This window comes from Glutamicibacter soli (assembly GCF_052322135.1).
In the GTDB taxonomy this organism is placed as follows: Bacteria; Actinomycetota; Actinomycetes; order Actinomycetales; family Micrococcaceae; genus Glutamicibacter; species Glutamicibacter soli.
The window spans coordinates 778,989-803,091 of record NZ_CM125969.1 but is presented as its reverse complement, the minus strand read 5'-3'; the positions used below and the strand labels follow the sequence as shown (position 1 = coordinate 803,091).

Here is a 24,103-nt window from a genome sequence, read left to right as displayed (position 1 = left end):
CAGACTAATTCATTCTCCGGGAAATACCGGTATTGAGAGCGACACCTGCAGGGTAAATAGACAAGGCCCGCATGACCTAATATTCGGGCTTTGCGAGCCTTTTACCGCATAGACGACACTATTCGGTGAACATACTCACAGGATCGAGACACGAAATAGATTGAGACCCGGCAAGTGGTTTAGACTCGCACAAGGAACGCTCGCACAAGTGCGTCAAATCTCATTGTGTGCAATATACACATGCGCCGTTGCGAGCCTTGGAGGTTAGTTCAGTGTCGAAGACTTCGTCAGGCACCCTATACCGCGGCCATGAAGGCATGTGGTCCTGGGTGGGACACCGAGTCACCGGTGTCGTAATTTTTCTTTATCTACTCGTTCACGTGCTGGATACGGCCCTCGTGCGCGTGGATGCCAATGCATACAACGCAGTAATCAGCACCTACCAGACCCCGTGGATGGCACTGGGCGAGACCGGCCTGGTCGCGGCCATTCTCTTCCACGCATTCAACGGTCTGCGCCTGATCCTCGTTGACTTCTGGAAGCAGGGCACCAAGTACCAGCGCCAGATGCTCTGGGGCGTCATGATCCTGTGGGTCGTCGTCTTCGCAGGCTTCGCCATCCGCCATCTCTCCCTCGCATTTGGAGGACACTAAGCCATGAGCGTCACCATTCCTGCTCCACGCAGCCAGCGCATCGACCCGAAGTACAAGCGCGGTCCGAAGTCCCGCGGCAGCTTCGAAATGCTCGCATGGCTGTTCATGCGCCTATCCGGCGTGGCCCTGATCGTCCTGATCTTCGGCCACCTGATCTCCAACCTGATCGTTGGCGACGGCATCAACGCCATCTCCTTCGGCTTCGTCGCCGGCAAGTGGGCCGACCCGATCTGGCAGTTCTGGGACCTGGCCATGCTGTGGCTGGCCATGCTGCACGGCACCAACGGCGTGCGCACCATCATCAACGACTACGCAGAGAAGCACTCGACCCGAGCATGGCTCAAGGGCATCCTGTACGTCGCGACGATCTTCATCGTTGTGCTCGGCACCCTGGTGATCTTCACCTTCGACCCATGCGTCGCGGGCAGCACCCTGCCACAGTGCTAAAACCCTAAAACCCCCGTTTTAGAGCCGAACTTTTAGCCAGACAGTTTTTTGTAGAAAAGAGAGCATCAAGAATGCAGGTACATCAGTACGACGTAGTCATCGTCGGTGCCGGCGGTGCAGGTATGCGTGCAGCGATCGAATCCGGTCAGCGTGCACGCACCGCAGTGCTAACTAAGCTTTACCCAACCCGCTCCCATACCGGCGCGGCCCAGGGCGGCATGTGCGCCGCACTGGCCAACGTCGAGGAAGACAACTGGGAGTGGCACACCTTCGACACCATCAAGGGCGGCGACTACATCGTCGACCAGGATGCAGCAGAGGTCATGGCCAAGGAAGCCATCAACGCCGTGCTGGATCTGGAAAAAATGGGTCTGCCGTTCAACCGAACCCCTGAGGGCAAGATCGACCAGCGCCGCTTCGGCGGCCACACCCGCGACCACGGCAAGGCCGCCGTGCGCCGCGCCTGCTACGCAGCAGACCGCACCGGCCACATGATCCTGCAGACCCTGTACCAAAACTGCGTCAAGCACAACGTTGAGTTCTACAACGAGTACTACGTGCTGGACCTGCTGATGGTTGAGGAAGAAGCCTTCCGCGAAGACGGCACCGCGTACATGCAGAAGCGTGTTGCCGGCGTCGTCTCCTACGACCTGGCCACCGGCGAACTGCACGTGTTCCAGGCCAAGTCCGTGATTTTCGCTTCCGGCGGCGCAGGCAAGGTCTTCAAGACCACCTCCAACGCCCACACCCTGACCGGCGACGGCATGGGCATCGCGTTCCGCTCGGGCCTGCCGCTGGAAGACATGGAGTTCTTCCAGTTCCACCCGACGGGCCTCGCAGGCCTGGGCATTCTGCTCACCGAGGGCGCCCGCGGCGAAGGCGCAATCCTTCGCAACTCGGACGGCGAACGCTTCATGGAGCGCTACGCTCCGACCATTAAGGACCTGGCTCCACGTGACATCGTGGCCCGTGCCATGGCCAACGAAGTGCGCGAAGGCCGCGGCTGCGGTCCTAACAAGGACTACGTGCTGCTGGACCTGACCCACCTGGAGCCAGAGCACATCGAATCCAAGCTGCCGGACATCACCGAATTCGCCCGCACCTACCTGGGTGTCGAGCCGTTCACCGACCCGGTGCCGGTGTACCCGACCGCGCACTACGCCATGGGCGGCGTGCCGACCAACATCGAGACCGAGGTCCTGCAGGACAACAACACCACCATCCCGGGCCTGTTCGCAGCCGGCGAGGTCGCCTGTGTTTCGGTCCACGGCGCAAACCGCTTGGGCACCAACTCGCTGCTGGACATCAACGTCTTCGGCCGCCGCGCCGGCATCGCCGCCGCCGAGTACGCCAAGACCGCTGACTTCGTCGAGCTGCCGGAGAACCCTGAAGCCCTGGTCACCGCACAGCTGGACGGCCTGCTGAACTCCACCGGCACCGAGAACGTCGCAGAGCTGCGCAAGGCCCTGCAGGAGATCATGGACGCCAACGTCCAGGTGTTCCGCGACGAGACCTCGCTGAAGGGCGCTCTGGAGGTCATCGAGAGCCTGCGCGAACGCTACAAGAACGTGTCCATCCAGGACAAGGGCAAGCGCTTCAACCTGGATCTGCTCGAAGCCGTGGAACTGGGCTTCCTGCTGGACCTGGCGGAGGTCATGACCACCGCAGCGCTGCACCGCAAGGAATCACGTGGTGGTCACTACCGCGAGGACTTCCCGAACCGCGACGATGAGAACTTCATGGTCCACTCGATGTCCTACCGCGACCACAACGCTACTACCGAGGGCATCGCCGGCATCCGCATGGAAACCAAGCCGGTTGTCTTCACCCGTTACCAGCCAATGGAGCGTAAGTACTAATGAGCACCGAACTGCCAGAACCACCATCAAAGATTGAGTTGAAGGCCGGTGTTGGTGGCGGCGGAGAGATCCCAACCTTCAACATCACCCTGCGCGTTCGCCGCTACCTGCCGGAGACCACTGCAGAGGCCTACTGGGAAGACTTCAAGCTGACCATGTACGGCACCGACCGCGTGCTGGACGCCCTGCACAAGGTCAAGTGGGACCACGACGGCTCGCTGTCGTTCCGCCGTTCCTGCGCCCACGGCATTTGCGGTTCGGATGCCATGCGCATCAACGGCCGCAACCGCCTGGCCTGCAAGACCCTGCTGAAGGACCTGGACACCTCCAAGCCGATCACCGTTGAGGCAATCAAGGGTCTTCCGCTGGAGAAGGACCTGATCGTGGACATGGAACCGTTCTTCCAGTCCTACCGCGAGATCATGCCGTTCCTGATTTCCAAGGGCCACGAGCCGACCAAGGAACGCTACCAGTCGGTCGAGGACCGCGAGCGCTTCGATGACACCACCAAGTGCATCCTCTGCGCCGCCTGCACCTCCTCCTGCCCGGTGTTCTGGACCGATGGCCAGTACTTCGGCCCGGCAGCGATCGTCAATGCGCACCGCTTCATCTTCGACTCGCGCGATGATGCAGGCGACATGCGCTTGGAGATCCTGAACGACAAGGAAGGCGTGTGGCGCTGCCGCACCACCTTCAACTGCACCGAAGCGTGCCCACGCGGCATCCAGGTGACCAAGGCTATCGCCGAGGTCAAGCAGGCGATCCTCTCGCGCACCGTCTAAGTACGCGAAGCAAAGGCCCGAACCAGTTTCATGGTTCGGGCCTTTTGGCATTGCTGGAGGAAAGAGCCGTTCCCCGGTCCCCCGCGGGGCCTGAAGTCCGCCGAACCCCTTGCCCGGCAACTGCCACCGCGGGGCATCTGCAACGGCGCCGCCATGCTGCGTGCATGGGCCGAGCCAGAGGCTTGGGCTGCCGAGCAGACCTTCAACGAAAAGAACGCCAGCCTTTGGGCTGGCGTTCTTTTCGTGTGTCGGCGGGCCTTAGCCCAGTTCAATCTCTTCGCTCAGGCTCCACTGCCCGCCGCGGGTGTCGAACAGCTGGATCGAGCTCACCTCGAAGGACAGGCCCACTTGGTCCAGCGCTGCCTGCGCGGCGTCCAGGTTCTCCGGGGGCACGTTCTGCGCAATGGTCAGGTGCGGATGGTACGCGAAGTTCGACTCGTGGCGCAGCGCGTCGGAGAGCAGCCCGCGGTGCAGCGCCCAGCATTCCTCCGCCCCGTCCAGCAGCGGCAGGTAGACCACTTCGCTGGCTGGACGGAAGGTCCGCGCGGCACCCAGCTGCACTGTGAAGCTCGCGGTTTGACCCGCCACCTGGCGCACCTGCGCGGCGGCCTTCTCCCAGGTGTTCAGGTAGGACCCGGACACCAGCGTGATGTGGGGAGCGATCACCTCGGTGTCCGCTCCCCCGAACTCCCGGCGCCAGGCGCGCAGGGTCTCCCGCTGCGGCTGCGGCACCGGGATCACCACGCCCAGCGTGAATCGGGGTTCAAGGTTATCCATGTCAGACACCCAGCGGCGGCAGGAAGCCGACCTTCTGGTAGACATCTGCCACGGTCTTGGAAGCAACCTGTCGGGCCTTCTCGGCCCCGGCTAGCAGCAGGCGGTCCAGTTCCGCCGGATCGTCCAGCAGCTCCAGGGTGCGGGCGCGGATCGGAGCCAGGCGCTCCACCACGGCGTCGGCCACTGCCACCTTCAGGTGCCCGTACATCTTGCCCTCGAATTCAGCGACCAGGTCCGGCACGTGGCGGTCGGTCACGGCGGCCAGGATGTCCAGCAGGTTGGAGACGCCGGGCTTCTCGGCCTTGTCGTAGGCGATCACGGTGTCCGCGTCGGTGACCGCGGACTTGATGCGCTTGGCAATCAGCTTCGGCTCGTCGAGCACGTTGATCAGGCCCGCAGGGGACTCGGCGGACTTGGACATCTTGGAGGTCGGGTTCTGCAGGTCGTAGATGCGCGCGCCCTCCTTCGGGATGAAGGCCTCCGGCACGGTGAAGGTCTGCCCGAAGCGGTGGTTGAAGCGCTTGGCCAAATCGCGGGCAAGCTCCACGTGCTGGCGCTGGTCGTCGCCCACCGGAACGCCCTGCGGCTGGTAGAGCAGGATGTCGGCGGCCATCAGCACCGGGTAGGTGAACAGGCCGACGCTGGCCGCGTCCGCGCCGCCCTTGGCCGACTTGTCCTTGAACTGGGTCATGCGGCTGGCCTCGCCGAAACCGGTGATGCAGTTCAGCACCCAGGCCAGCTGGGCGTGCTCGGGCACCTGGGACTGCACGAACAGCGTGGACTTCTCCAGGTCGATGCCGCCGGCGATGAACTGGGCGGCGGTCTTGCGCGTGCGGGCGCGCAGCTCGGCCGGGTCCTGGGGCACGGTGATGGCGTGCATGTCGGGGATGAAGAAGAAGGCGTCGAACTCGTCCTGGGTCTTGACCCAGTTGACCAGTGCGCCGAGGTAGTTGCCCAGGTGCAGGGAGTCGCCCGAAGGCTGCATGCCCGAAAGAACGCGGGACTTAGTCATGAAAATTCCTTAAAACTGGTAGTCGACGACCAGCGGTGCGTGGTCGGAGAAGCGCAGGTCGTAGCCTGAGGCGCGGTCAACATGGGACTTGATGGCCTTGCTGGCCAGCGCCGGGGTGGCCATGTGGTAATCGATGCGCCAACCGGCGTCGTTGTCGAAGGCCTGTCCGCGGTAGGACCACCAGGTGTAGGGGCCCTGGACGTCTCCGGCCAGTTCGCGGGCCACGTCCTTGTAGCCGACCGAGGAGAAGAAGCCGTCGAAGTAGGCGATCTCCTCATCCATCACGCCGGCGCGCTTGTTGTGGTTCGGCTTCCAGTTCTTGATGTCCTTCTCGGTGTGCACGACGTTCAGGTCGCCCACCACCAGCACATGGTCCTTTTCCGCCGCCAGGGCCGGCAGGTAGTCGGTCATGCGCTGCAGGAAACGGTACTTGTCCTCCTGCTTCTGGGTGCCCAGTTCGCCCGAGTGCACGTAGCAGGAGACCACGGTGAAGGTTTCCCCGTTGACCTCGAAGTCCGCTTCCACCCAGCGTCCGGAGTCGGCGAAGTACTCGTCGCCGATGTTCTCGCGCACGGCCACCGGCTCAACGCGGGAGAGCACTGCCACGCCTGCACGGCCTTTGTCCTTGGCTTCGGCATGCAAGATGTGCCAACCCTCGCCGATCAGTTCGCGCAGCACCTTGTCCGGTGCGCGCACTTCCTGCAGGCACAGGATGTCGACGTCGCGGGCGGCGACCCAATCTGCCATGTTCTTGCGGTAGGCGGCGCGAATGCCGTTGACGTTGACCGAAGCCACGCGCAGGGCGCCGGCGTTCTTGCTCAGAATTTCCACGCTGGTTGGTATCACCCTTCCAGCTTACAAAATTCGCGTGCTGATTACCCGCTGATCGACTCGCGCCCCTCCGGGAAACGCCGAGTGCGGAGAACGTAGCCTCCCTCCGCGCGGGCAGCTCCCATCAGCCTGCGCGAATCGTCTGGAGTACTGGTTAGTCCAGCCCGGCAGGCGGCGTGAAATCGCCGAATGATCCGATCCCAGGCACGCCGGAGCACAACTGGCCCAGGACATGCAATTCATGCGGGACCACGGGACTAGGCAGCGCCTTCAGGTCGAACCATTGCAGCTCGGCGGCCTTGTCCGGCTCCATCAGCTTGGGCTGGCCGGACCAGCTGGTGCACTGGAAAAAGAAGTCGACGCGGTTCGGGGCTCGGTGCAGCACGGCCAGCGGCTCCAGGCCACCCGGCTCGATGCTCAACCCCAGTTCCTCGAATGCCTCGCGGCAGGCGGCCTGCTGCACGGTTTCCCCGGCCTCGACATGCCCGGCGGCGCCGGAGGCCCAATGCCCGTCCATGAACCCGGTTCCGCGGCGCTGCTGCAACAGAATCCGGTCCTCGCGCCGGAAAACGACATAGACCACGGGAATCAGATGCATGCGGTCCTTAAAGACAACGAGACGGCCGAAGCCGTCTCGAAAAGTTTGAAGTTAACCGATGATTTCGCCGTCAAGCGGCTTGGCCGGCTTGATCATATCCCGGGCGTTGCTCGCGGTCATCTGGATGGTGTCCAGGGCCCGGTCGATCATTTCTTCCGACTCGGGGTTCTTCAGCTCGCGCTGCTCGGCGATGACGCGGGCCTGGACCTGGACGATCTTGAAGGAGTGGTCCAGCTTCATGTCGCGCTGGCTGGTGGCTTCGTCGACCACGACGGTGCCGGCCTGGGCGCGCGGGGTGGCCGCGGCGGTGGCTTCGCGCAGCGAGTTGTTGATCTTCTGCGCTCCGCGCTTGAGGCCGAACATCATGAACCCGGCGAGCAGCAGCCAGCCGGCGGAGATGACGACGACGAACCAGCCGACGATCTCATTCGAATTGGCGGCGAAGATGACCGCCACCAGAAGGACGATGACCATGACCGACATTGCCAGGGTCGATGCGTTGAGGGTGATTTTCCGACCCTGCTTCGCGCTGCTGCCTAGAGGTTCCATGCCTTCAATTCTCGCATCATCCCCGGATGCAGGCCAATCGCGCGGCTGTCCTTTCGCCCACAGCGTGGCTATCCCAGCACGCTGCCGACCAGCTCGCGCAGCTGCACCCCGTCCAGGCTGAACCTGATCAGGAAGTACCCGGCGATGCCCACCACCCAGCCCAGCGTCTCCTGCGCGTAGCGACCTAGTTTCCTTCCCGCAGCCTGCAGCCAATGCTCCATCCGGTCCCCGGCCGCCCTGCGCACACCCACCAGCACCAGCGCCGGAGCGATCATCACCAGGCAGTACCCGGCCAGCACCAGCACCTGCACCCCGGAGCTCCATCCGGCGCCTTGCAACACGCCCATGGCGCCGAGGTAGGGAAGCATGGTGGGCAGCTCCAGCAGCCCCGCCAGCAAGGCCAGCGCCACGACCCCGGTGCGGGTATCCAGCGCGGTCCCCAGCCTCCGGCGCAGCGCCCCGGAAACCTGCGGCTGGCCGGTAGCAGTTCCCTGCAGCCCGCCGGCCTTGACGGTCTCACCGCTTGCGGTCCCGGCCTTGCGCGCCGCGACGAGCTTCTGCTCGTCGGTGCGGTAGGTCAAGGCCCAGATGATCATCCCCGCCCCCAGGGCCAGCCCAACCAGCCGCATCATCGGGGTGTCCAAGGATATCCGGGAGTACGCCAGCTGGAAGCCGGAGCGCAGCAGCAGACCGATCGCCCAGTAGAAGCCGGCCAGCAGTCCGAGGTAGAGCAGCACCCGGGGAATCGCCCGGCGGTAGTCGCGGCGCAGCAGCAGCCAAATGGGGATGACCAGGGTGCCGATGCTGGTGGCGTCGATCAGCGCGAGCACCACCAGTGAGGCGGGTGCGGCATTCGTGAAGATGTCCATGCTTCCAGCCTGTCCCGGATCGCGGCGCAGGGGTATCGGGCAGCAGGACGGCTCAATCTCCCCCTTAAGGCGGATGCCTCGCCGCCCTGCGGATGGGGCATGCTGGAATCATGACGACGTTGATCCGGCGTATCGGCAGCGGCCAGGACGAGCCGGAGACGGCCGGGATGTATCTGCTGCTTGCCGCGGTGCTGCACGCCTTCGGCGTGGTGAACCCGCCGCTTTCCGGGCTGCCTGGCTGGCTCTGGTTCCCGGTGCTGCTGCTGGGCCTGGGCGCCGTCCTGCTGCGAAGGCGCTGGCTGCTGCCCGCCGTGCTGGCCATGGCCTCTTCCGGGCTGGGATTGCTGGCGTTGGGCAGCATTGCCGGATACTTCATGGCCTTCGAGGCGGTCTTCAGCGTCTTCCTGCTCGGCGGATTGACGTTGCGCCGGATCTCGTTCACGCTCATGTGCTTGGTGTCGCTGGTGATGGCGGTGCTCGCCTGGGATGCCACGCACCTGGCGCAGCAGGTGGTGCTGAGCCTGTTCCTCACCGGCTTCATCCTGTTCACCCCGATGCTGTGGGCGCAGAACGTGCGCACCGCCCAGGACCTTTCCGCCTCGCAGGCCGAGCGTTCCGCGGCGCTGGCCGCCGCCGCCGAGGCGCGGGCGGAGCGGCTGAGCGCCGAGCACCACGCGGCCCGGATTTCCGAGCGCACCGCGCTGGCCCGCGAAATGCACGACGTGCTCTCCGCCCGGCTCTCCTCCATCGCCCTGCTCTCCGGAGCGGCGCTGGCGGCCGCGCCGGGCAACGAACCGCTGGCGGCCATCCGCCGCGAAAGCGTGACCGGGCTGGAGGAAATGAGCGAGATGGTGCGTATGCTGCATGCGGGAACCCCGGCGCTGGCGGCGCGGCTGACCGACGTGCCGCAGCTGGTCGCCGAGGCTTCCGAAGAGATCGAGCTGGAGTACTCGGTGCCGCACCCTGAGTCCATCCCCGCCGCCGTGCACACCGCCGCGCACCGCACGGTGCGCGAGCTGCTGGTCAACCACGCCAAGCACGCCCCGGGCAGCACTCTGAGCTTGCGTCTGGAGCAGCTGCGGGACCGCGTTTGGATCCATGCCAGCAACCCGGTCCCGGAGCATGTCGGACACGGCTTCGGCAGCGGCATCGGGCTGCAGAGCATCCGCACCCGAGCCCAGGCCGTAGGCGGCAGCTGCGACATTCGCCCCGTCCCCCAGTTCCAGGTTCAGGTCACCCTGCCCACCGCCGCCCAGCTACAGGATGGAATCCATGAAGATCCTGCTTGTTGACGACCATTCAACCGTGCGCCTGGGCATCCGCCTGGTGCTGCAGGCGGCAGAGGACCTGGAAGTTGTCGGGGAGGCGGCGGACGGTGCCGCGGCCGTGTCCATGGCCCGGGCGCTCAGCCCAGACGTGGTGCTCATGGACCTTCGTATGCCGGTGATGGACGGCATCGCGGCGACCGCGCAGATTTCCGGGCAAACAAGGGTGATCGTGCTGACCACCTTCGACGATGACGACTACCTCTTTGGCGCATTGCAGGCCGGCGCCCACGGCTTCTTGCTGAAGACCGCCGAGCCGCAGGCGATCATCGACGCGGTGCGCGCGGCGGGCCGCGGCCAATCCGTCCTGGATCCGCAGGTCACCGCCCGGGTCATGGAACGGGCGCTGGCCGCGGCGCCGCCCGTGGTGCTGCCCGAGGGGCTCACTGCCAGGGAGCGTGAGGTGCTCCAGGGAATCGGCGAGGGACTGAGCAATCCGCAGCTGGCGCAGCGTCTGGGCATTGGGGAAAGCACGGTGAAAACGCACGTGTCGGCGGTGCTTGCCAAGCTCGGGGTGAGCACTAGGCTGCAGGCGGCGAAGATCGCCTACGGAGCCGGAGGCTAGCTAGCTGCGGACGGGTGTGGTAGCGGGGCGCGGCTACCAGCTCACCAGGCAGAAGGGGTGCTCCTGCGGGTCGAGGTAGACACGGAAGGTCTTGGTCCCCTGCCCGGTGCTCCGGGCGCCGAGGTTCAGCACCAGCTCCTCGGCCAGGTCGAGATCCTTAACCCTGACGTCGAGATGCATCTGCTGCGGGTGCACATGCCCCGGCCATTCGGGCGCGACATAGGGGCTGACGGCTTGGAACGCGACGGCCGGCCGGTCGGGCGCGTCGCCGATGCTCACCCAGTCAGGGTCGTTGTCGATGCGGACCATGCCCAGCAGCTGCTCGTAGAACGCCGCCAGCGAGTCCGGGTCTTCGCAGTCGATCACCAATGCCTGCCATGTGCCAATCATGATGCCTCCTGCGCCCCATTATGCGGGAGCCGCCGGCGCTTGGGTAGGGCTACCAGGAATCCGCCATGGCTTCGCGGCAGTGCTCGATCAGCGCCTGCACCCGGGCCGGCACCTTGACCCCGAGCGGGGTGATCGCCACGACCGAGCTCAGGGAGCTGGGAGCGGTCGGCGACACCGGGGTATGCAGGTCGCGGAAGGCCAGCGGCTTGCCCTCCAAGGACATCTCGGCGTTGTTCGGGCGGCGCATCAGCAGGCCGTAGCCCAGACCTCTCCCGACCATCGCGGAGACCAGGATCATCTGCGGCACCTCGGCGATGACCTTGGGGTTCAGGCCCTGCGCGGCGAACAGCTGGAGCACGTATTCGGTGGACGGATCGGATTCGTACATCACCAGCGGCTCGTCCACCAGGTCGGCAAGTTCCAGCGGCCGTTCCAGACGCGCCAGCGGGTGCTCCGGATGCAGCACCACCTGCATATGCGTCTCGTAGATCTCCTGTTTCTCCATGTCCGGAGGCAAGCCCAGGTCATAGACGAAGGCGACATCCAGGTCCGCATTGCGCAGCGCCGGAAGCAGCGACTCATGGGTGCCCACCTGCACCGAAAGTTCCACCTGCGGGTGGTCGAATCCCTGCATGGTCGAGGGGATCAGGTGCGGGGAGAGCGAGGCGAAGCAGCCAAAGCGCACGCGCCCGCGCAGCACGCCTTCCTGCTGCGGGAAGGTGGCCGCCAGTTCCGTAACATCGGAGATGATTTTGCGGGCCATCGCCGAAAAATGCACTCCGGAGGCGGTCAGGGTGAAGCCGTGCGCCTTGCGCCGCAGGCACAGCGTTTCGCCGGCCAGCTTCTCGATGGCGGTAATCGCCTGGGACAGCGCTGACTCGGAAATACGCAGTTCGTCCGCGGCGGATCCAAGGGTCCTATGGTCCGGAAGCTCGGCCATGATTTCAAGATGCCGCATCGTGTACATAAGCCAACCTTCAGAAGTTCTACAGGTATTTGAAGTTTACCTTACCTATGTGTGGTGTCACACTGAAGTGATTCACCTCTCCAAGGAGCTGCCCACTTCATGAACGCAAACCAACGGCGCGTCGCGTTCGCCACAGTCATCGGTACCACCGTCGAATGGTACGACTTCTTCATCTACGCCACCGCGGCAGGCCTGGTCTTCAGCCACCTGTTCTTCGAGCCCGCCGGCAAGGACATCGCGCTGCTGATCTCCTTCGCCTCGGTCGGCTTGTCCTTCCTCTTCCGTCCGCTCGGCGCCTTCCTGGCCGGACACTACGGCGACAAGATCGGCCGCCGCGCCATGCTGGTGCTGACCCTGTCGCTCATGGGAGCTGCCACCACGCTGATCGGCGTACTGCCGACCTACGAGACCGCCGGGCTGTGGGCTCCGATCCTGTTGCTGCTGCTGCGCATCATCCAGGGCATCTCCGCCGGCGGCGAATGGGGCGGCGCCGTGTTGATGGCCGTCGAGCATGCCGAGGAAGGCAAGCGCGGCCGTTCGGGCTCCTACCCGCAGGTTGGCGTTCCCCTGGGCATGCTGCTGGCCAGCGGCATGATGGCGCTGATGACCGGTGTCATCTCCCCCGGCGATGCATTCCTCGAGTGGGGCTGGCGCGTGCCGTTCCTGGTCTCGATCATCCTGATCGCCATTGGCTTCTTCGTTCGTCGTTCCGTGGACGAGTCCCCGGTCTTCGAGGAGATCGCCGAGCACAAGGCGCAGACCAAGGTCCCGATCCTCGTCCTGTTCAAGAAGCACTGGCCGCTGGTGCTCATCGCCGCGCTGGTCTTCGCTGGCAACAACGCCGCAGGCTACATGACCACCGGCGGGTTCTTCCAGGCCTACACCACCGATCCCGAGGGACCGATCGGCTTGGAGCGCACCGACGTGCTCATCGCCGTGGCCTTCGGCGCCGCCGTATGGCTGGTCGTGACCCTGATCGCCGGCGTTATGGCGGACAAGATCGGCCGCGTGCGCACCTACCAGATCGGCTTCGTGGTTCTGGCCGCATCGCTGTTCCCGGTCTTTGCACTGGTCAACTCCGGCTCGCTGGGCATGCTCTATCTGGCCTTCGGCCTGTTCTCCATCGGCTTGGGCCTGACCTACGGGCCGCAGGCGGCACTGTACTCCGAACTGTTCCCGGCTTCTGTGCGCTTCTCCGGCGTCTCGATCTCCTACGCCATCGGCGCGATCCTCGGCGGTGCCTTCGCCCCGACCATCGCCCAGGCGCTGGTCCAGGCAACCGGTGGCACCACCGCCGTGGCCGTGTACCTGCTGGTGGTTGTGGTGCTCGCCTTCATCGCGGTCTCCCTGATCCGCGACCGCCGCGGCATCGACCTGTCCTTCCACAACCAGGCTGAGCAGGAAGTCGGCGCCCTGGTATTCGACAAGCGCGCCATCGAAGCCCAGACGGAAGAGGTTTCCAAGTAGCGTTGCCCCCCTGTTAGGCGCAAACCCCGTTCCAGCGAATTTGTTTCGCTGGGGCGGGGTTTTCTTTGCCCGGCTTTGCCGGAAAGTGAGCTCGGCGCGGTCGTGGGTGGCTGGATCGGTTCAGCGCTGTTCGATGTCGAAATCGACCGCTTCTGGTCCCTTTCTACGTGGCTGCTCGCTATCGGTGGTTCGCTGATCGTTCTGGTGATCTGGGGGCTTCTTACCCACAAGCGCGCCTAATTGGTCCTATCGTAGAGCGGTCCACCACACAATGTGGTGGACCGCTCTTTCGGTTGGATTCTTGAGACAATACCCGCGTCGGGCGGATGGGATGATTAGGCATTCCGAACCAATTAATTGCGTGGCTCGGATTCGGGATCCAGATCCAGAGCCGATTCTGCCTCCCGTGGAAGATCCGAATCCGCAGGTGGAACGTCAGGTTCGTCAGCACTATGCTCGTGCACCGACTCACGAAGACCTTCCACTTCTTCGGCTCGACCGGTCCAGTAGGCGGGCTCGAGGCCGAAACCGTTGATTGCCTCCTGCGCCATCCTCTTGAACCCATCCCGATGGTCTTCCAAAGCGTTGTTAAGATCTTCGAACTCATCATGACTGAGAGAAACATCAAGACGCTTACGTGGCATTAGCTATCACTCCATTCTTCCAGAACGAGTTGAATTTACTATTTTCCTAATCTACGTTCCTGAACCTAAGACGAAGGGCGACCGTCAGATTTTCATCAGGAACGATACGGTAGAAGCTGAAATCGACTTCGCACCCCAGGTGGATCTGGTGGCTTCCACGCCGGTCTGCGGCGGCGGGAGTCCGGTCGATTCCCAACCTCCATGCAACCCTCGGACTACCGCAGATGATCCGAAGCCGAGGAAGCTGAATTCCTATCAGATTTCCGATCTGGCAACGAGGAGGAAGCAACCGCGGATTCGCGGGACTGAATTTCTTCCGCTTCGTCGGCTTCAACACTTCGGATCATGGCTGCCAAGAACTTGGCCGCCCCAATCCGCTCGTCAGCGGTCAGGGTGTTCACTGCATCCATCATGCGCTCATGCATCTTGTGCAGCGTTCCGCGAACTTCGGAATCACTGTATTCGGTGGGCACGATCCCCACCGAGCGGCGATCGGCAGGGTGGACAATGCGCTCGGCATACCCGTCGCGGCACAACCGGTCTATCAACACCGACACGGATGCATTAGAGATGCCCAGCTCTTCGGCAAAATCCCGTTGACGCGGAATCACCCCCTTACGATGCTCACCGAGCAGGAATCGCAGAGCGGACATATCGGTTTCGTTCATTCCCATGGATCCACGCGTTTTGGCCCGCATCTTACGTTCCGACTCTCGATACCTGCGCATCAGGTTCAACAAATCAACGGCCCCTGGCGCCGTGGTAGCCGTGTCATACCAATATCCACTTGCTCCATAACTACTCATGAGAATTCCCTCCGCCGGGTACGAACTCATCGCTCGTACCTCCCGATGCTCCTTCCTCGCCATTGCCTGCGGTCAGCTTGCCTAATCAAAAAAGTATAATGTAACCTAGCTAATAGTTAGCCTGTCTACATATATTCTACTACGAAACAGCTATCAATACCGGAGTGAATAATGAAAGAATCCTTAGCAGTTCCAGTAGATCCCTCGACGCATCCTGCCAACGCATGGGCGGAGCGGATGCAGCAGATCGCCGCTTTCGGATCACACGAGTGCCGGAGCAAAGATACGGTTCATTCGGCTATATGCACCATTACCGGTACCCCGGATCAATTGGTCTTGAACCTGGCATGCACCGCGAAAAGCGAAGACCATGTTTCTGAGCTGATGCAATACGTGAATGACACGCTGCTGCCACAAATGGAGAACTCCCTGGGCATCCAGTTCGAAGTCCGCAATCTACAATTTGCGGTCGCCGGCAAAGAAAACCTAGCGCTTCCCTCGGAACCTCTGGACGTAGCTTTGCATCCGCAGCAAGATTGGCTGGAACAGCCATTCATCGCCCCCTCGCCAACCCCCACAGGCGGTCTCGATTTTGGCCGGGGTGGAACACCGTCGGACCTGAGCATCGCCTAATCAGCGCAGTATCCGTTGCCCGCCAATGCGGCAGCGTCGAAAGTTGGGGCTATTTTTTGAGTTCCGCTTACGGAGGTTTCCACCTCCTCATCACTTATCAAATGAGCAGTGCAGGAAAGGGAAGTATCTTAAATGCCAGGTCGAATCGCTAGAACCCAGACAGCTGTCCGAGTCGCTGATTTTCTCGCCACCCGCGAAGGCAAAGCTCATCTGTCGAATTATGGATGGGAGCCGGGCATGCCCATCGTGATGACCCAGCCGAACGAATCACTCACCGATGCGATGGGCATGGTTTCCATCCACGGACGTGATGTCCTAGTAGCGATGATCAACCCCGAGACAGAGGAACTGCAGCTGCTTTATGTCACGACGCCGCAGCCAGCGCTGAAAGTCAAGCAGCCGTCACCTTCCAAGTGCACCACAGGGGAGTTCTTCCACGAACTCGGCTCATCCCGCGTGATGGAATTTCGCGTGAAATTCTGGAAGCACACCGCGGTGGCCCACTTAATCCCGTCCTGCCCGCAGATGCAAGCGCAGCGTACGCCGTCTACCCGCTACTCACTGCCGACACGTTGAATGACTCCAACATCGGGCAACTCTGCTAATTCGAGGTAATCAAGCTTCGGTTCCGGCTCTTGCTCTGCTCCATCGATCAGTTCATGGTGCTAGGCACGGGCTGGGATCGGAGTTCTCTCCCTAAATGCTTGCGGGCGAAGCCCCGCCCTCTTCGATCGCAGTCGGAATCATCCAGTTCTTGTGTAGCACCATGGGCTCTATCCAAGTCGGCGGGTACCAGTCCTCGGCGTGAACATCGTGCAATTCCGCCTGCCTGATTGAAATGTTCCGAATCCAGTTGGGCTCGTTTGGATTGACCCGGACCGAGAGTCCAGCGCATTGCTTGGTCCAGCGCGGCAGGTATCCAATGTGTGAGCCTGGGGTCGGCTGCGGGGCTCCAGCACGGCTGCCTGTCGAAATGGTTTGGGATCCAGCCGTGCCACCGTCAATCTGGACAGTGCCGTCGTACGGAGTAGCCTCTGACGAAGCGTCCCGTAAGATGGATAGCCTGCGAAGAGCACGGGCAGCAAGATTCCCGCGTTCCGTGGTCAAATTGGTCCGGCTACCTACTGCGAGTCCGCCTGCGCCGCAGACGCCATTGTTCCGTGCCTTCGCACTACCAGGACCAAGGTCTCGGCGCATTTCGAGTCTGGGCAACCTCTGGATACCAACGCTATGTTCACGGGGTATTCATTGCAGCCCATGACCAAAGGGTATCTATTAAAGTGAAAGACGCGTACAGTCCAAAAGACACTCCGCGATAATATCCGTGGCCTGCTTTGCCATCAGGACAACCACTTTGACTCATTGCGGTGTGGTTCCTCGGAGATACCGGAAGAGCTACAGAGCGGAGGTTAGCCATGTCAACCCACGAACTGCGAACCCAAACAGCCGATCACGTCAAACACATCCTCGGATCCCGCCAAGCCCGCGTACATCTCGCCTCCTACGGCTGAAGGGAAGGAATGCCCATCGTGCTGGCGGAGCCGCACGAACTCGTTGATGATGTGATGGGCCTCGTTTCAGTCCATGGACGATCCGTACTGATTGCAATCTATGACATCAGGGCCGACGACTTGAGCTTCTGGTTCGTCTCGGTGCCAAATCCGGCTCTGGAGAATGTACCGGTAGAAGCCAAGGGCCAAGTGATGAGCCAGTTCATTGCCAAAGGCACGCCTGAAGGCGCGAGGACTTTCCGGGTCAGGTACTGGGCGCACAGCGCGATCACCTTTGAAATTCCGTGCTATGTGCGCAGCGACAGGGACTACGAGACCTCGTACAACACCCGTCCGGGCGCCTTGGGAAAACCGGATGCTGAACGTTCGCTGGATGATCCAGACCTTATGAACTGAGCTACCCCACTGGATGTTAATCTGGTCTTGTTTATAACTGAAAGAAGCCCTTTCGCACTGAAGCATCCCGCAGTCACCGTGGGATGCTTCAGTGTTTAACCCGCTGGACTCCCGCCTGCCAGCATCAGGCACCAGTAGCATGATGGCTGGCCAGCGTCTCGACGTTCGCAATAATCACTATGCCGACAAGAATCCACCAGTCGGCTTCGGCGCATGCATGCTCTCAAATCGCCGTCCCTCCCGAATCCAGTCCGGCAAGCCACAGCAAAGACCCAACTCAGGGCCTATGAATTGTCTGAGCTACGTCGCCCATGCGTAGTAGGCGGATGCGAGGCATCGCCCTTAGGGGAGGCTGACCTCGACGCTCCTCGTCCAATCCCGAGCTACAAGTTCTTACAGTTCATTGGCTTGAACGGGGAGAACTTTTTCGACCCTGCCAAGATCGTGGATGAATGCTGGCTGACGGTCCCGCTCGGGGGCGTCCGCCGGCTTTCACCCCGAGACTTCTACTTCGCGGCGTTGCGCTCCGCGGCTTCCAGCACGTTGTTCAGCAGCAACGCGCAGGTCATCGGGCGCACGCCGCCCGGGTTCGGGGAGATCCAGCTGGCAACCTCGTACAGGGCCGGGTCGATGTCGCCGCACCCTGCCGTGTACGCCCGATTTCCGGCGTACCGCTGCTATCCCTCTAGCAGTATCGGCTCAGAGGCAGCTACGGGCAGGTTTGGTGGAATACAGTTCCAGTGCCAGCGAGTGCATGGCAGTTGCAGCCTTGGACGGTTGCACTGCAAGGGAGCGGACCATGGTGATGCGTACTTTCCTGGCCACCGGATGGATCGAGCGCACGGCGAGGGGCAAACCCTCATATGAGACATCTGCTGCAGGCCGTTGAACCAGGACCGCGTAGCCCAGTCCCCTCGCGACCATCGATCGGGTGACCTCGAAATCCGCAGTTCGGTAGCGGATCCACGGGCTGACCCCGGCCGCTTCGAATAGTGCCTCGGTGTGCTCCCGGCTGGGCGGGACATCCAGCAGGATCATCGGTTCCTTCGACAACTGCGCCAGCGAAACCTTGGGGGCCCGAGCGAGCTCATGGTCCGAGGGAAGCAGCACGTTCGGCTCGGTTGTATACAGAACCGTTCGTTCGATTCCCTCGGGCAAGCCGAAGTCGTAGACAAAGGCCAAGTCCAGCATGCCGTTGGCGAGCCGGTGAAATATTTCCTGCTGCGTCCCGGCAAAAAAGTCGACTTCCACCTGGTTGAATCTGGAACTGTATTCAGCCAGCAGCTCTGGCAGCACGGTGGGAGCGAGGGAAGAGTAGCAGCCCACCCGCACCCGACCGGCAAGCAGCGTGCCTGCGCCATTGGCCATCTCCTGTAGGTCGCTGGAGGCCTGCAGAATTCCCTGGGCCTCTTCAAGCACGTACTTGCCGGAAGGAGTAAGGCTCACCCCGTGCGCTTTTCGACGAATGGTCAGCTGCGTATTCAGTATGCGTTCCAGTTCATTGAGCGCGCCTGTGATTGCAGAGGCGGACAGGTTCAATTGCTCGGCTGCCGCCGCGATGGATCCGCCATGGCCGACTGCGGCGAGGCATTCAAGCTGTCGAAGGGTAAAACGCGGCACGCAACCTCACTAGAACCGTGGATATTGAACGAATATAACCATTTTACCCGTGGTTATGTCCCGCCTCACACTTGATACCAAGTTAGCCTTTCAATCCAGGAGCACATTCCCATGAGCCAGACACCGGCCACCTGCCCGTTCACCGGGGCGCAGTCAGCGCAGACCGTCCCCGCGGCTATCGAGACCTCGACTGGCGAAGGACGCGAAGCGCCGGTTGCGGATTGGGTGAAAATCTCCGACCTCTACACCAATCCTTTCCCGATCTACAAGCGCATGCGCGAAGAAGCTCCGGTGCACTGGGTACCGGAAGTGAACCGGTACATGGTGACTTCGTACAGCGCCTGCCACGAAATCGAGCAAAACGAGGCGCTCTTCTCCGCCGACGAACGCAATTCCTTGATGAAGCGTTCGATGGGTCATTCAATGCTGCGCAAGGACAACCCGGAGCACCAGGTCGACCGCGATTCCTACGGCGCAACCCTTCGCCCGGCCACCATCAAGAAGCACTGGAACGACATCTTCGCTGCCAACAACGAAAAGTACCTGGCTCAGCTCGTCGCCAAGGGACCCGGCGCCGACTTTGTATGGGACTACGCGGCCCCCTACACCGCGGAGAACCTTCGCCTCATTTGCGGCTTCCACAATTCCACGCAGGCGGACATGCAGCGCTGGAGCCAGACGTTGATCGACGGGACCGGCAACTACGCGGATGATCCAGAGGTCTGGGCCAAGGCTGCCGCATCCTCGGCGGAAGTTGACGCCGCCATCGATGAAATGCTCCCCTACCTCGCTGCCAATCCGGACCGGTCGTTGCTTTCGAATCTGGCGTCACTGCCCATCCCTCTGGAAGCCATCCGAGCGAATCTGAAAATGACCATCGGGGGCGGGCTCAACGAACCGCGCGATGTTCTGGCCACCACAGTGTGGGCCCTGCTCTCCAACCCGGAACAGCTGGATGCAGTGCTGGAGGACCCGGGCCTGTTTTCACGTGCCTTCGAGGAATCGGTGCGTTGGGTGGCACCCATCGGAATGTATCCCCGCGAAACCACGCAGGATCTCGTGCTGGAGGGCATCAAGCTGCCTGCCGGGGCGCGTCTGGGTGTTGTGCTCGGCGCGGCCAACCGCGATCCGAAGGTCTTCACCGATCCCGAGGAGTTCAACATCTTCCGGGAAAAGAAGCCTCACCTGGCCTTCGGCGGCGGAGTGCACTTCTGTGCCGGCACCTGGATCGCCCGCGCGCAGGTGGCGCGGATAGCGCTTCCCGAAGTGTTCCGCAGCCTTCCAAATCTTCGACTGGATCCGCAGTCGGCCAGCATCGATGCCGGCTGGGTCTTCCGCGGCATGACCAAGATGCCGGTCATCTGGGATTCGTAACCACATTCGTATAGGAGCTTTCAATGCCAACCATTATTTTCGAACAGCCCAACGGCACCGCTACCGAGGTCGAGGTCGCTGACGGCGGCAACATCATGCGCGCCGCAGTCTCCAACGGCATTGCCGGAATCGTCGGCGAATGCGGCGGACAGGCCATGTGCGCCACCTGCCATGTCTATGTCGCGCCGGAGGATGCCGCAGGCCTTTCGGACATCTCCGAGGACGAAGACGAAATGCTCGACTGCACAGCCGCAGAACGCACGGACTTCAGCCGCCTGGGCTGCCAGGTCCGCCTCGGTGGTGCCACCCAGCAGCTGCGCGTCACCGTACCCAGCGACCAGGTCTAGCCATGGAACCACGCATCGTCATCATCGGGGCCGGGCACGCGGGAGTGCAGCTGGCGGCTTCCCTGCGCGAGGCAGGACACCGGGGCCCGCTCTCACTGATAACCCAGGAAACTGAACTGCCCTATCAGCGCCCTCCGCTGTCCAAGGACTATGTTGCGGCGGATGCCGCGTCCGGGCCCCTGGCCCTGCGCCCGGAAAGCTTCTACGCCGAGCACGATATCGATTTGATCCCGGGGGCAAGGGTCGAATCCATCGACAGGGCCACCGGCATCGTCACGCTCAGCACCGGCACCCAGCTGTCCTACGACCGCCTGGTGATCGCCACCGGCGCCCGCAACCGCCCACTTGGCTGTGCCGGAAGCGAGCTGCCGGGAATTTACGGCCTGCGCACCTTGGATGATGCACGTGCTCTCCAGCGCCGGCTGGCCGAGGCGCGCTGCGTGGTAGTCATCGGCGCGGGGTTCATCGGACTGGAGTTCGCCGCTGCGGCCAGGAAGCGCGGGCTGGAGGTCACAGTGCTGGAATTCGCCGCGCGCCCGCTGGGACGCGCAGCATCCGAGCCGCTGTCCGTCTGGTTTGCCGCGGCGCACCGCGGCAGCGGCATCAACCTGCGCTGCAACGAAGGCGTGGAGCGCATCGAAGCGCAAGATGGTCATCTTCAGGTCCTGTCCACTGCCGGACATGGTTACGAGGCAGACCTGGTGGTCTACGGCATCGGCGTCCTGCCCAATACGGAGCTCGCGGCGGATTCGGGGCTGGCCTGCGACAATGGCATCATGGTGGATGCTTTCCTGCGCAGCTCGGATGAACGGATTTACGCCCTGGGCGACTGCGCAAACTTCCCTCTGGCTGCGACCTCGGAGCGGGCGCGGCTGGAATCCGTGCAGAACGCCAATGACCAAGCCCGGGCGCTTGCGCTCACCCTGACCGGCCAGCCAACCGAATACCGCGAGCTTCCCTGGTTCTGGAGCGTCCAAGGCGAACACCGGCTGCAGATCGCCGGGTTGTCCGCGCCAACCGATGACGCGGTGCTGCTGGGCGAGCCGGACACCGGCAAATTCTCCATCGCCCTGTTCCGCGGCGGCGTCCTGACCACCGTGGAATCCGTCAACCGTCCCGCGGACCACATTTCCGCCCGAAAACTCCTCTCCAGCGGGACGCCAATCACCGCGCCCATGCTGGAAGCATCGGCCTCCTTGAAGGAGCTTGCCCGAAGCACCCCGATCCCGGCCTGATCCACGGCTGCCACGAACCGGACACTCCCACGAGGAGCCCGATGGTTCGCACTTGCACTGTTCGTTCACACAATCAGAGGTAAACCCGTGAGTACTGTTCCTCCCCGGCAACACGGCGCCACCGCCAGCCAGCGACGAGTCGCTTTTGCCACCATCATCGGCACCACCATCGAGTGGTACGACTTCTTCATCTACGCCACCGCGGCTGGTCTGGTCTTCGCCCACCTGTTCTTCGAACCCGCCGGTTCGCAGATCGGCCTGCTGCTCTCCTTTGCCAGCGTCGGCATCTCCTTCCTGTTCCGTCCGCTGGGTGCATTCCTGGCTGGTCACTTCGGCGACAAGATCGGCCGCAGGGCCATGCTGGTGCTCACGCTGACACTCATGGGTGCCTCCACCACGCTCATCGGCGTGCTGCCGACCTATGAGACCGCCGGCATCATCGCTCCGGTCCTGTTGCTGCTCTTGCGTATCCTGCAGGGTATTTCGGCGGGCGGCGAATGGGGTGGCGCCGTGCTGATGGCAGTTGAACATGCGCCAACGAACCGCCGCGGTCGGGCTGGCGCCTACCCGCAGCTGGGTGTTCCGCTGGGCATGCTGCTGGCCTCGGCCATGATGGCACTGATGACCGGCGTGATTTCCCCCGGCGAGCAGTTCGTGGCCTGGGGTTGGCGCGTTCCGTTCCTGCTGAGCTTCGTGCTGGTCATAGTCGGATACTTCATCCGCCGCTCGGTCGACGAGTCGCCGGTGTTCGAGGAAATCGCCCAGAAGAAGGCCCAGACCCGGGTACCGATCGTCGTGCTGTTCAAGAAGCACTGGTTGCTGGTGCTGATCGCCGCGCTGGTCTTCGCCGGAAACAACGCCGCTGGCTACATGACCACCGGCGGGTTCCTGCAGGCCTACATGACCGATCCGGAAGGTCCGGTCGGCTTCAACCGGACCCAGGTGCTGCTAGCCGTGTCCTTCGGCGCAGTCATGTGGTTCGTCTTCACTCTGCTTTCCGGCTTGGTGGCCGACAAGATCGGCCGCAAGCGGACCTACCAGATCGGTTTCGTCAGCCAGCTGCTGTGCATCTTTCCGCTGTTCTGGCTGGTCAACACCGCAAGCCTGCCGCTGCTTTACCTGGCCTTTGCGCTGTTCGCGGTCGGGCTTGGTTTCTCCTACGGTCCGCAGGCGGCGCTGTACTCCGAGCTTTTCCCCGCCTCGGTGCGTTTCTCCGGAGTCTCGATCTCCTACGCCTTCGGTGCGATCCTGGGCGGCGCCTTCGCCCCGATGATCGCCACCGCCCTGGTGCAGGCGACCGGTGGTACGGACGCGGTGGCCTGGTACCTGATCGGGCTAACCGCCATCTCACTGGTTGCGGTTTCGCTGGTCCGCGACCGCAGCGGCATCGACCTGTCCATCAGCAACCAGGCCGAGCAGGAAGTGGGGGCGCTGGTATTCGACAAGCGCACCGCGGCGCAACCCGTAGCCCAGGACGCGCTGTAGGTCCAGGAAAGACCGCCGCGCGCGCATACTAGAAAGCCGACAGCCCGCCAGTAATTCACTGGCGGGCTGTCGGTTTTGGTTTTTTCGCGTCTACTTCGCGGCGTTGCGCTCCGCGGCTTCCACCACGTTGTTCAGCAGCATCGCGCGGGTCATCGGTCCCACACCGCCCGGGTTCGGGGAGATCCAGCTGGCAACCTCGTACAGGGCCGGGTCGATATCGCCGGTGACCTTGCCGTCAACGCGGGAAACTCCCACGTCCAGCAGGATGGCGCCCGGCTTGGCGGTCTTGATCATGTGGGCCGAGCCGGCGGCGGCGATGACGACGTCGGCCTGCGCCAGCAGCTCGTCCAGGTTGGTGGTGCCGGTGTGCGCCAGGGTGACGGTGGCGTTCACGTCGCGGCGGGTCAACAGCAGGCCGACCGGGCGGCCAATGGTCACGCCGCGGCCGACCACCAGCACGTGCTTGCCGGTCAGGTCGATGTCGTGGCGGGCCAGCAGCTCGACGCAGCCCAACGGGGTGCAGGGCAGCGGGGAGGCCATCGGGCGGTTCACGTTGGCGACCAGGCGGCCCAGGTTCATCGGGTGCAGGCCATCGGCGTCCTTGGCCGGGTCCATGGCTTCCAGGATGACGTCCTGGTCGATGTGCTTGGGCAGCGGCAGCTGCACGATGTAGCCGGTGCAGGCAGGGTTCTCGTTCAGTTCGCGCACCTTGGCCAGCAGCTCGTCCTGGGTGGTTTCCTCCGGCAGGTCCACGCGGATGGATTCGATGCCCACCTCGGCGCAGTCCTTGTGCTTGCCGCCCACGTACCAGGCCGAGCCAGGATCGTTGCCGACCAGAATGGTGCCCAGTCCGGTGCTGTGGCCGGCGGCCTTCAGCTTGGCAACGCGCTCGGTCAGTTCCTGCTTGATGGTGGCCGCGGTGGCCTTGCCGTCGAGAATGCGTGCGCTCACGCTCATCCTT

Annotated in this window: 26 protein-coding genes and 2 pseudogenes; 15 read left to right on the top strand and 13 right to left on the bottom strand. The window is 62.9% G+C overall.

The window, feature by feature from the left end; translation table 11 throughout:
- Positions 1-317 precede the first annotated feature (317 nt).
- The 4 genes from sdhC (at position 318) to ACTX90_RS03870 (ending at position 3,741) form a co-directional block, all read left to right on the top strand.
- Positions 318-653: a succinate dehydrogenase, cytochrome b556 subunit gene (gene sdhC, locus ACTX90_RS03885; protein ID WP_047118411.1), complete on the top strand. Its 336-nt coding sequence runs from the start codon at positions 318-320 to the stop codon at positions 651-653.
- Between the two features lie 3 nt (positions 654-656).
- A complete protein-coding gene (locus tag ACTX90_RS03880; RefSeq protein WP_047118410.1) occupies positions 657-1,100 on the top strand; it encodes a succinate dehydrogenase hydrophobic membrane anchor subunit in 444 nt (147 codons plus the stop codon).
- Positions 1,101-1,171: 71 nt separating this feature from the next.
- Positions 1,172-2,959 carry a succinate dehydrogenase flavoprotein subunit gene (gene sdhA / locus ACTX90_RS03875; protein WP_047118409.1) on the top strand — a complete coding sequence of 596 codons (1,788 nt, stop codon included), beginning with the start codon at positions 1,172-1,174 and terminating at the stop codon, positions 2,957-2,959.
- Positions 2,959-3,741 (top strand): succinate dehydrogenase iron-sulfur subunit, encoded by a 783-nt coding sequence (locus tag ACTX90_RS03870; protein WP_047118408.1) that lies wholly within the window; start codon positions 2,959-2,961, stop codon positions 3,739-3,741. Before sdhA ends, ACTX90_RS03870 begins: the two co-directional genes overlap by 1 nt.
- Before the next feature lie 258 nt (positions 3,742-3,999).
- Here ACTX90_RS03870 and ACTX90_RS03865 read toward each other — a convergent pair whose 3' ends face one another.
- From ACTX90_RS03865 to ACTX90_RS03840, 6 genes are all read right to left on the bottom strand, one after another.
- Complete coding sequence (locus tag ACTX90_RS03865; RefSeq protein ID WP_047118407.1) at positions 4,000-4,518, bottom strand: 2'-5' RNA ligase family protein; 519 nt, start codon at positions 4,516-4,518, stop codon at positions 4,000-4,002.
- Position 4,519: 1 nt separating this feature from the next.
- Positions 4,520-5,530, bottom strand: coding sequence for a tryptophan--tRNA ligase (gene trpS, locus ACTX90_RS03860; protein ID WP_424572592.1), 1,011 nt, complete (start codon positions 5,528-5,530; stop codon positions 4,520-4,522).
- Between the two features lie 9 nt (positions 5,531-5,539).
- Entirely contained in the window at positions 5,540-6,376 is an 837-nt protein-coding gene (locus tag ACTX90_RS03855; protein ID WP_443443162.1) for an exodeoxyribonuclease III, read from the bottom strand.
- A gap of 139 nt (positions 6,377-6,515) precedes the next feature.
- Positions 6,516-6,959, bottom strand: a complete 444-nt coding sequence (locus tag ACTX90_RS03850) for an NUDIX hydrolase (RefSeq protein WP_120990025.1) — start codon at positions 6,957-6,959, stop codon at positions 6,516-6,518.
- 51 nt (positions 6,960-7,010) lie between these two features.
- The gene (locus ACTX90_RS03845) at positions 7,011-7,508 is read right to left on the bottom strand and encodes a hypothetical protein (protein ID WP_047118404.1); all 498 of its coding nucleotides are present in this window, start codon (positions 7,506-7,508) and stop codon (positions 7,011-7,013) included.
- Between the two features lie 68 nt (positions 7,509-7,576).
- A complete protein-coding gene (locus ACTX90_RS03840) occupies positions 7,577-8,377 on the bottom strand; it encodes a GAP family protein (RefSeq protein ID WP_443443160.1) in 801 nt (266 codons plus the stop codon).
- Positions 8,378-8,487: 110 nt separating this feature from the next.
- On the opposite strand from ACTX90_RS03840, the gene ACTX90_RS03835 reads away from it, so the two are divergent.
- Both ACTX90_RS03835 and ACTX90_RS03830 read left to right on the top strand, forming a co-directional pair.
- Entirely contained in the window at positions 8,488-9,669 is a 1,182-nt protein-coding gene (locus ACTX90_RS03835) for a sensor histidine kinase (protein WP_443443159.1), read from the top strand.
- A complete protein-coding gene (locus ACTX90_RS03830) occupies positions 9,650-10,267 on the top strand; it encodes a response regulator (protein ID WP_113606809.1) in 618 nt (205 codons plus the stop codon). The genes ACTX90_RS03835 and ACTX90_RS03830 overlap by 20 nt, the downstream gene beginning before the upstream one ends.
- Positions 10,268-10,300: 33 nt before the next feature.
- On the opposite strand, the gene ACTX90_RS03825 is transcribed toward ACTX90_RS03830, so the two are convergent.
- Positions 10,301-10,657, bottom strand: a complete 357-nt coding sequence (locus tag ACTX90_RS03825) for a VOC family protein (protein ID WP_113606810.1) — start codon at positions 10,655-10,657, stop codon at positions 10,301-10,303.
- Between the two features lie 49 nt (positions 10,658-10,706).
- Positions 10,707-11,624 (bottom strand): LysR family transcriptional regulator, encoded by a 918-nt coding sequence (locus ACTX90_RS03820; protein ID WP_443443156.1) that lies wholly within the window; start codon positions 11,622-11,624, stop codon positions 10,707-10,709.
- Positions 11,625-11,723: 99 nt separating this feature from the next.
- Here ACTX90_RS03820 and ACTX90_RS03815 point away from each other — a divergent pair, with 99 nt between their 5' ends.
- Together ACTX90_RS03815 and ACTX90_RS03810 are read left to right on the top strand one after the other, a co-directional pair.
- Positions 11,724-13,091 carry an MFS transporter gene (locus tag ACTX90_RS03815; RefSeq protein WP_443443155.1) on the top strand — a complete coding sequence of 456 codons (1,368 nt, stop codon included), beginning with the start codon at positions 11,724-11,726 and terminating at the stop codon, positions 13,089-13,091.
- A 90-nt stretch (positions 13,092-13,181) separates the two neighbouring features.
- Positions 13,182-13,331 (top strand): annotated as a pseudogene (locus ACTX90_RS03810) (GlsB/YeaQ/YmgE family stress response membrane protein); the annotation flags it as partial.
- 113 nt (positions 13,332-13,444) lie between these two features.
- Here ACTX90_RS03810 and ACTX90_RS03805 read toward each other — a convergent pair.
- Together ACTX90_RS03805 and ACTX90_RS03800 are read right to left on the bottom strand one after the other, a co-directional pair.
- Positions 13,445-13,735 (bottom strand): hypothetical protein, encoded by a 291-nt coding sequence (locus tag ACTX90_RS03805; RefSeq protein WP_146955906.1) that lies wholly within the window; start codon positions 13,733-13,735, stop codon positions 13,445-13,447.
- A gap of 215 nt (positions 13,736-13,950) precedes the next feature.
- Entirely contained in the window at positions 13,951-14,403 is a 453-nt protein-coding gene (locus tag ACTX90_RS03800) for a MarR family winged helix-turn-helix transcriptional regulator (protein WP_231735992.1), read from the bottom strand.
- A 309-nt stretch (positions 14,404-14,712) separates the two neighbouring features.
- Between ACTX90_RS03800 and ACTX90_RS03795 the strand changes: the two genes are divergently transcribed.
- The 3 genes from ACTX90_RS03795 (at position 14,713) to ACTX90_RS03785 (ending at position 17,081) form a co-directional block, all read left to right on the top strand.
- Positions 14,713-15,174: a hypothetical protein gene (locus ACTX90_RS03795; protein ID WP_152666789.1), complete on the top strand. Its 462-nt coding sequence runs from the start codon at positions 14,713-14,715 to the stop codon at positions 15,172-15,174.
- Between the two features lie 237 nt (positions 15,175-15,411).
- Complete coding sequence (locus ACTX90_RS03790; RefSeq protein ID WP_047118396.1) at positions 15,412-15,750, top strand: hypothetical protein; 339 nt, start codon at positions 15,412-15,414, stop codon at positions 15,748-15,750.
- 944 nt (positions 15,751-16,694) lie between these two features.
- The gene (locus tag ACTX90_RS03785; protein WP_047118395.1) at positions 16,695-17,081 is read left to right on the top strand and encodes a hypothetical protein; all 387 of its coding nucleotides are present in this window, start codon (positions 16,695-16,697) and stop codon (positions 17,079-17,081) included.
- 506 nt (positions 17,082-17,587) lie between these two features.
- Here ACTX90_RS03785 and ACTX90_RS03780 read toward each other — a convergent pair.
- Both ACTX90_RS03780 and ACTX90_RS03775 read right to left on the bottom strand, forming a co-directional pair.
- Positions 17,588-17,719: pseudogene (locus tag ACTX90_RS03780) on the bottom strand (bifunctional methylenetetrahydrofolate dehydrogenase/methenyltetrahydrofolate cyclohydrolase); the annotation flags it as partial.
- Between the two features lie 61 nt (positions 17,720-17,780).
- Positions 17,781-18,701, bottom strand: coding sequence for a LysR substrate-binding domain-containing protein (locus tag ACTX90_RS03775; protein ID WP_047118394.1), 921 nt, complete (start codon positions 18,699-18,701; stop codon positions 17,781-17,783).
- Positions 18,702-18,812: 111 nt separating this feature from the next.
- On the opposite strand from ACTX90_RS03775, the gene ACTX90_RS03770 reads away from it, so the two are divergent.
- From ACTX90_RS03770 to ACTX90_RS03755, 4 genes are all read left to right on the top strand, one after another.
- A complete protein-coding gene (locus ACTX90_RS03770) occupies positions 18,813-20,075 on the top strand; it encodes a cytochrome P450 (protein WP_443443152.1) in 1,263 nt (420 codons plus the stop codon).
- 23 nt (positions 20,076-20,098) lie between these two features.
- Positions 20,099-20,422 (top strand): 2Fe-2S iron-sulfur cluster-binding protein, encoded by a 324-nt coding sequence (locus ACTX90_RS03765; RefSeq protein WP_443443151.1) that lies wholly within the window; start codon positions 20,099-20,101, stop codon positions 20,420-20,422.
- A gap of 2 nt (positions 20,423-20,424) precedes the next feature.
- Complete coding sequence (locus tag ACTX90_RS03760) at positions 20,425-21,657, top strand: NAD(P)/FAD-dependent oxidoreductase (RefSeq protein WP_443443149.1); 1,233 nt, start codon at positions 20,425-20,427, stop codon at positions 21,655-21,657.
- Positions 21,658-21,744: 87 nt separating this feature from the next.
- On the top strand, positions 21,745-23,142 hold the full coding sequence (locus tag ACTX90_RS03755) for an MFS transporter (RefSeq protein WP_052772260.1): 1,398 nt from the start codon (positions 21,745-21,747) through the stop codon (positions 23,140-23,142).
- A gap of 90 nt (positions 23,143-23,232) precedes the next feature.
- Here ACTX90_RS03755 and ACTX90_RS03750 read toward each other — a convergent pair whose 3' ends face one another.
- Positions 23,233-24,093 carry a bifunctional methylenetetrahydrofolate dehydrogenase/methenyltetrahydrofolate cyclohydrolase gene (locus tag ACTX90_RS03750; RefSeq protein WP_424572608.1) on the bottom strand — a complete coding sequence of 287 codons (861 nt, stop codon included), beginning with the start codon at positions 24,091-24,093 and terminating at the stop codon, positions 23,233-23,235.
- Positions 24,094-24,103 lie beyond the last annotated feature (10 nt).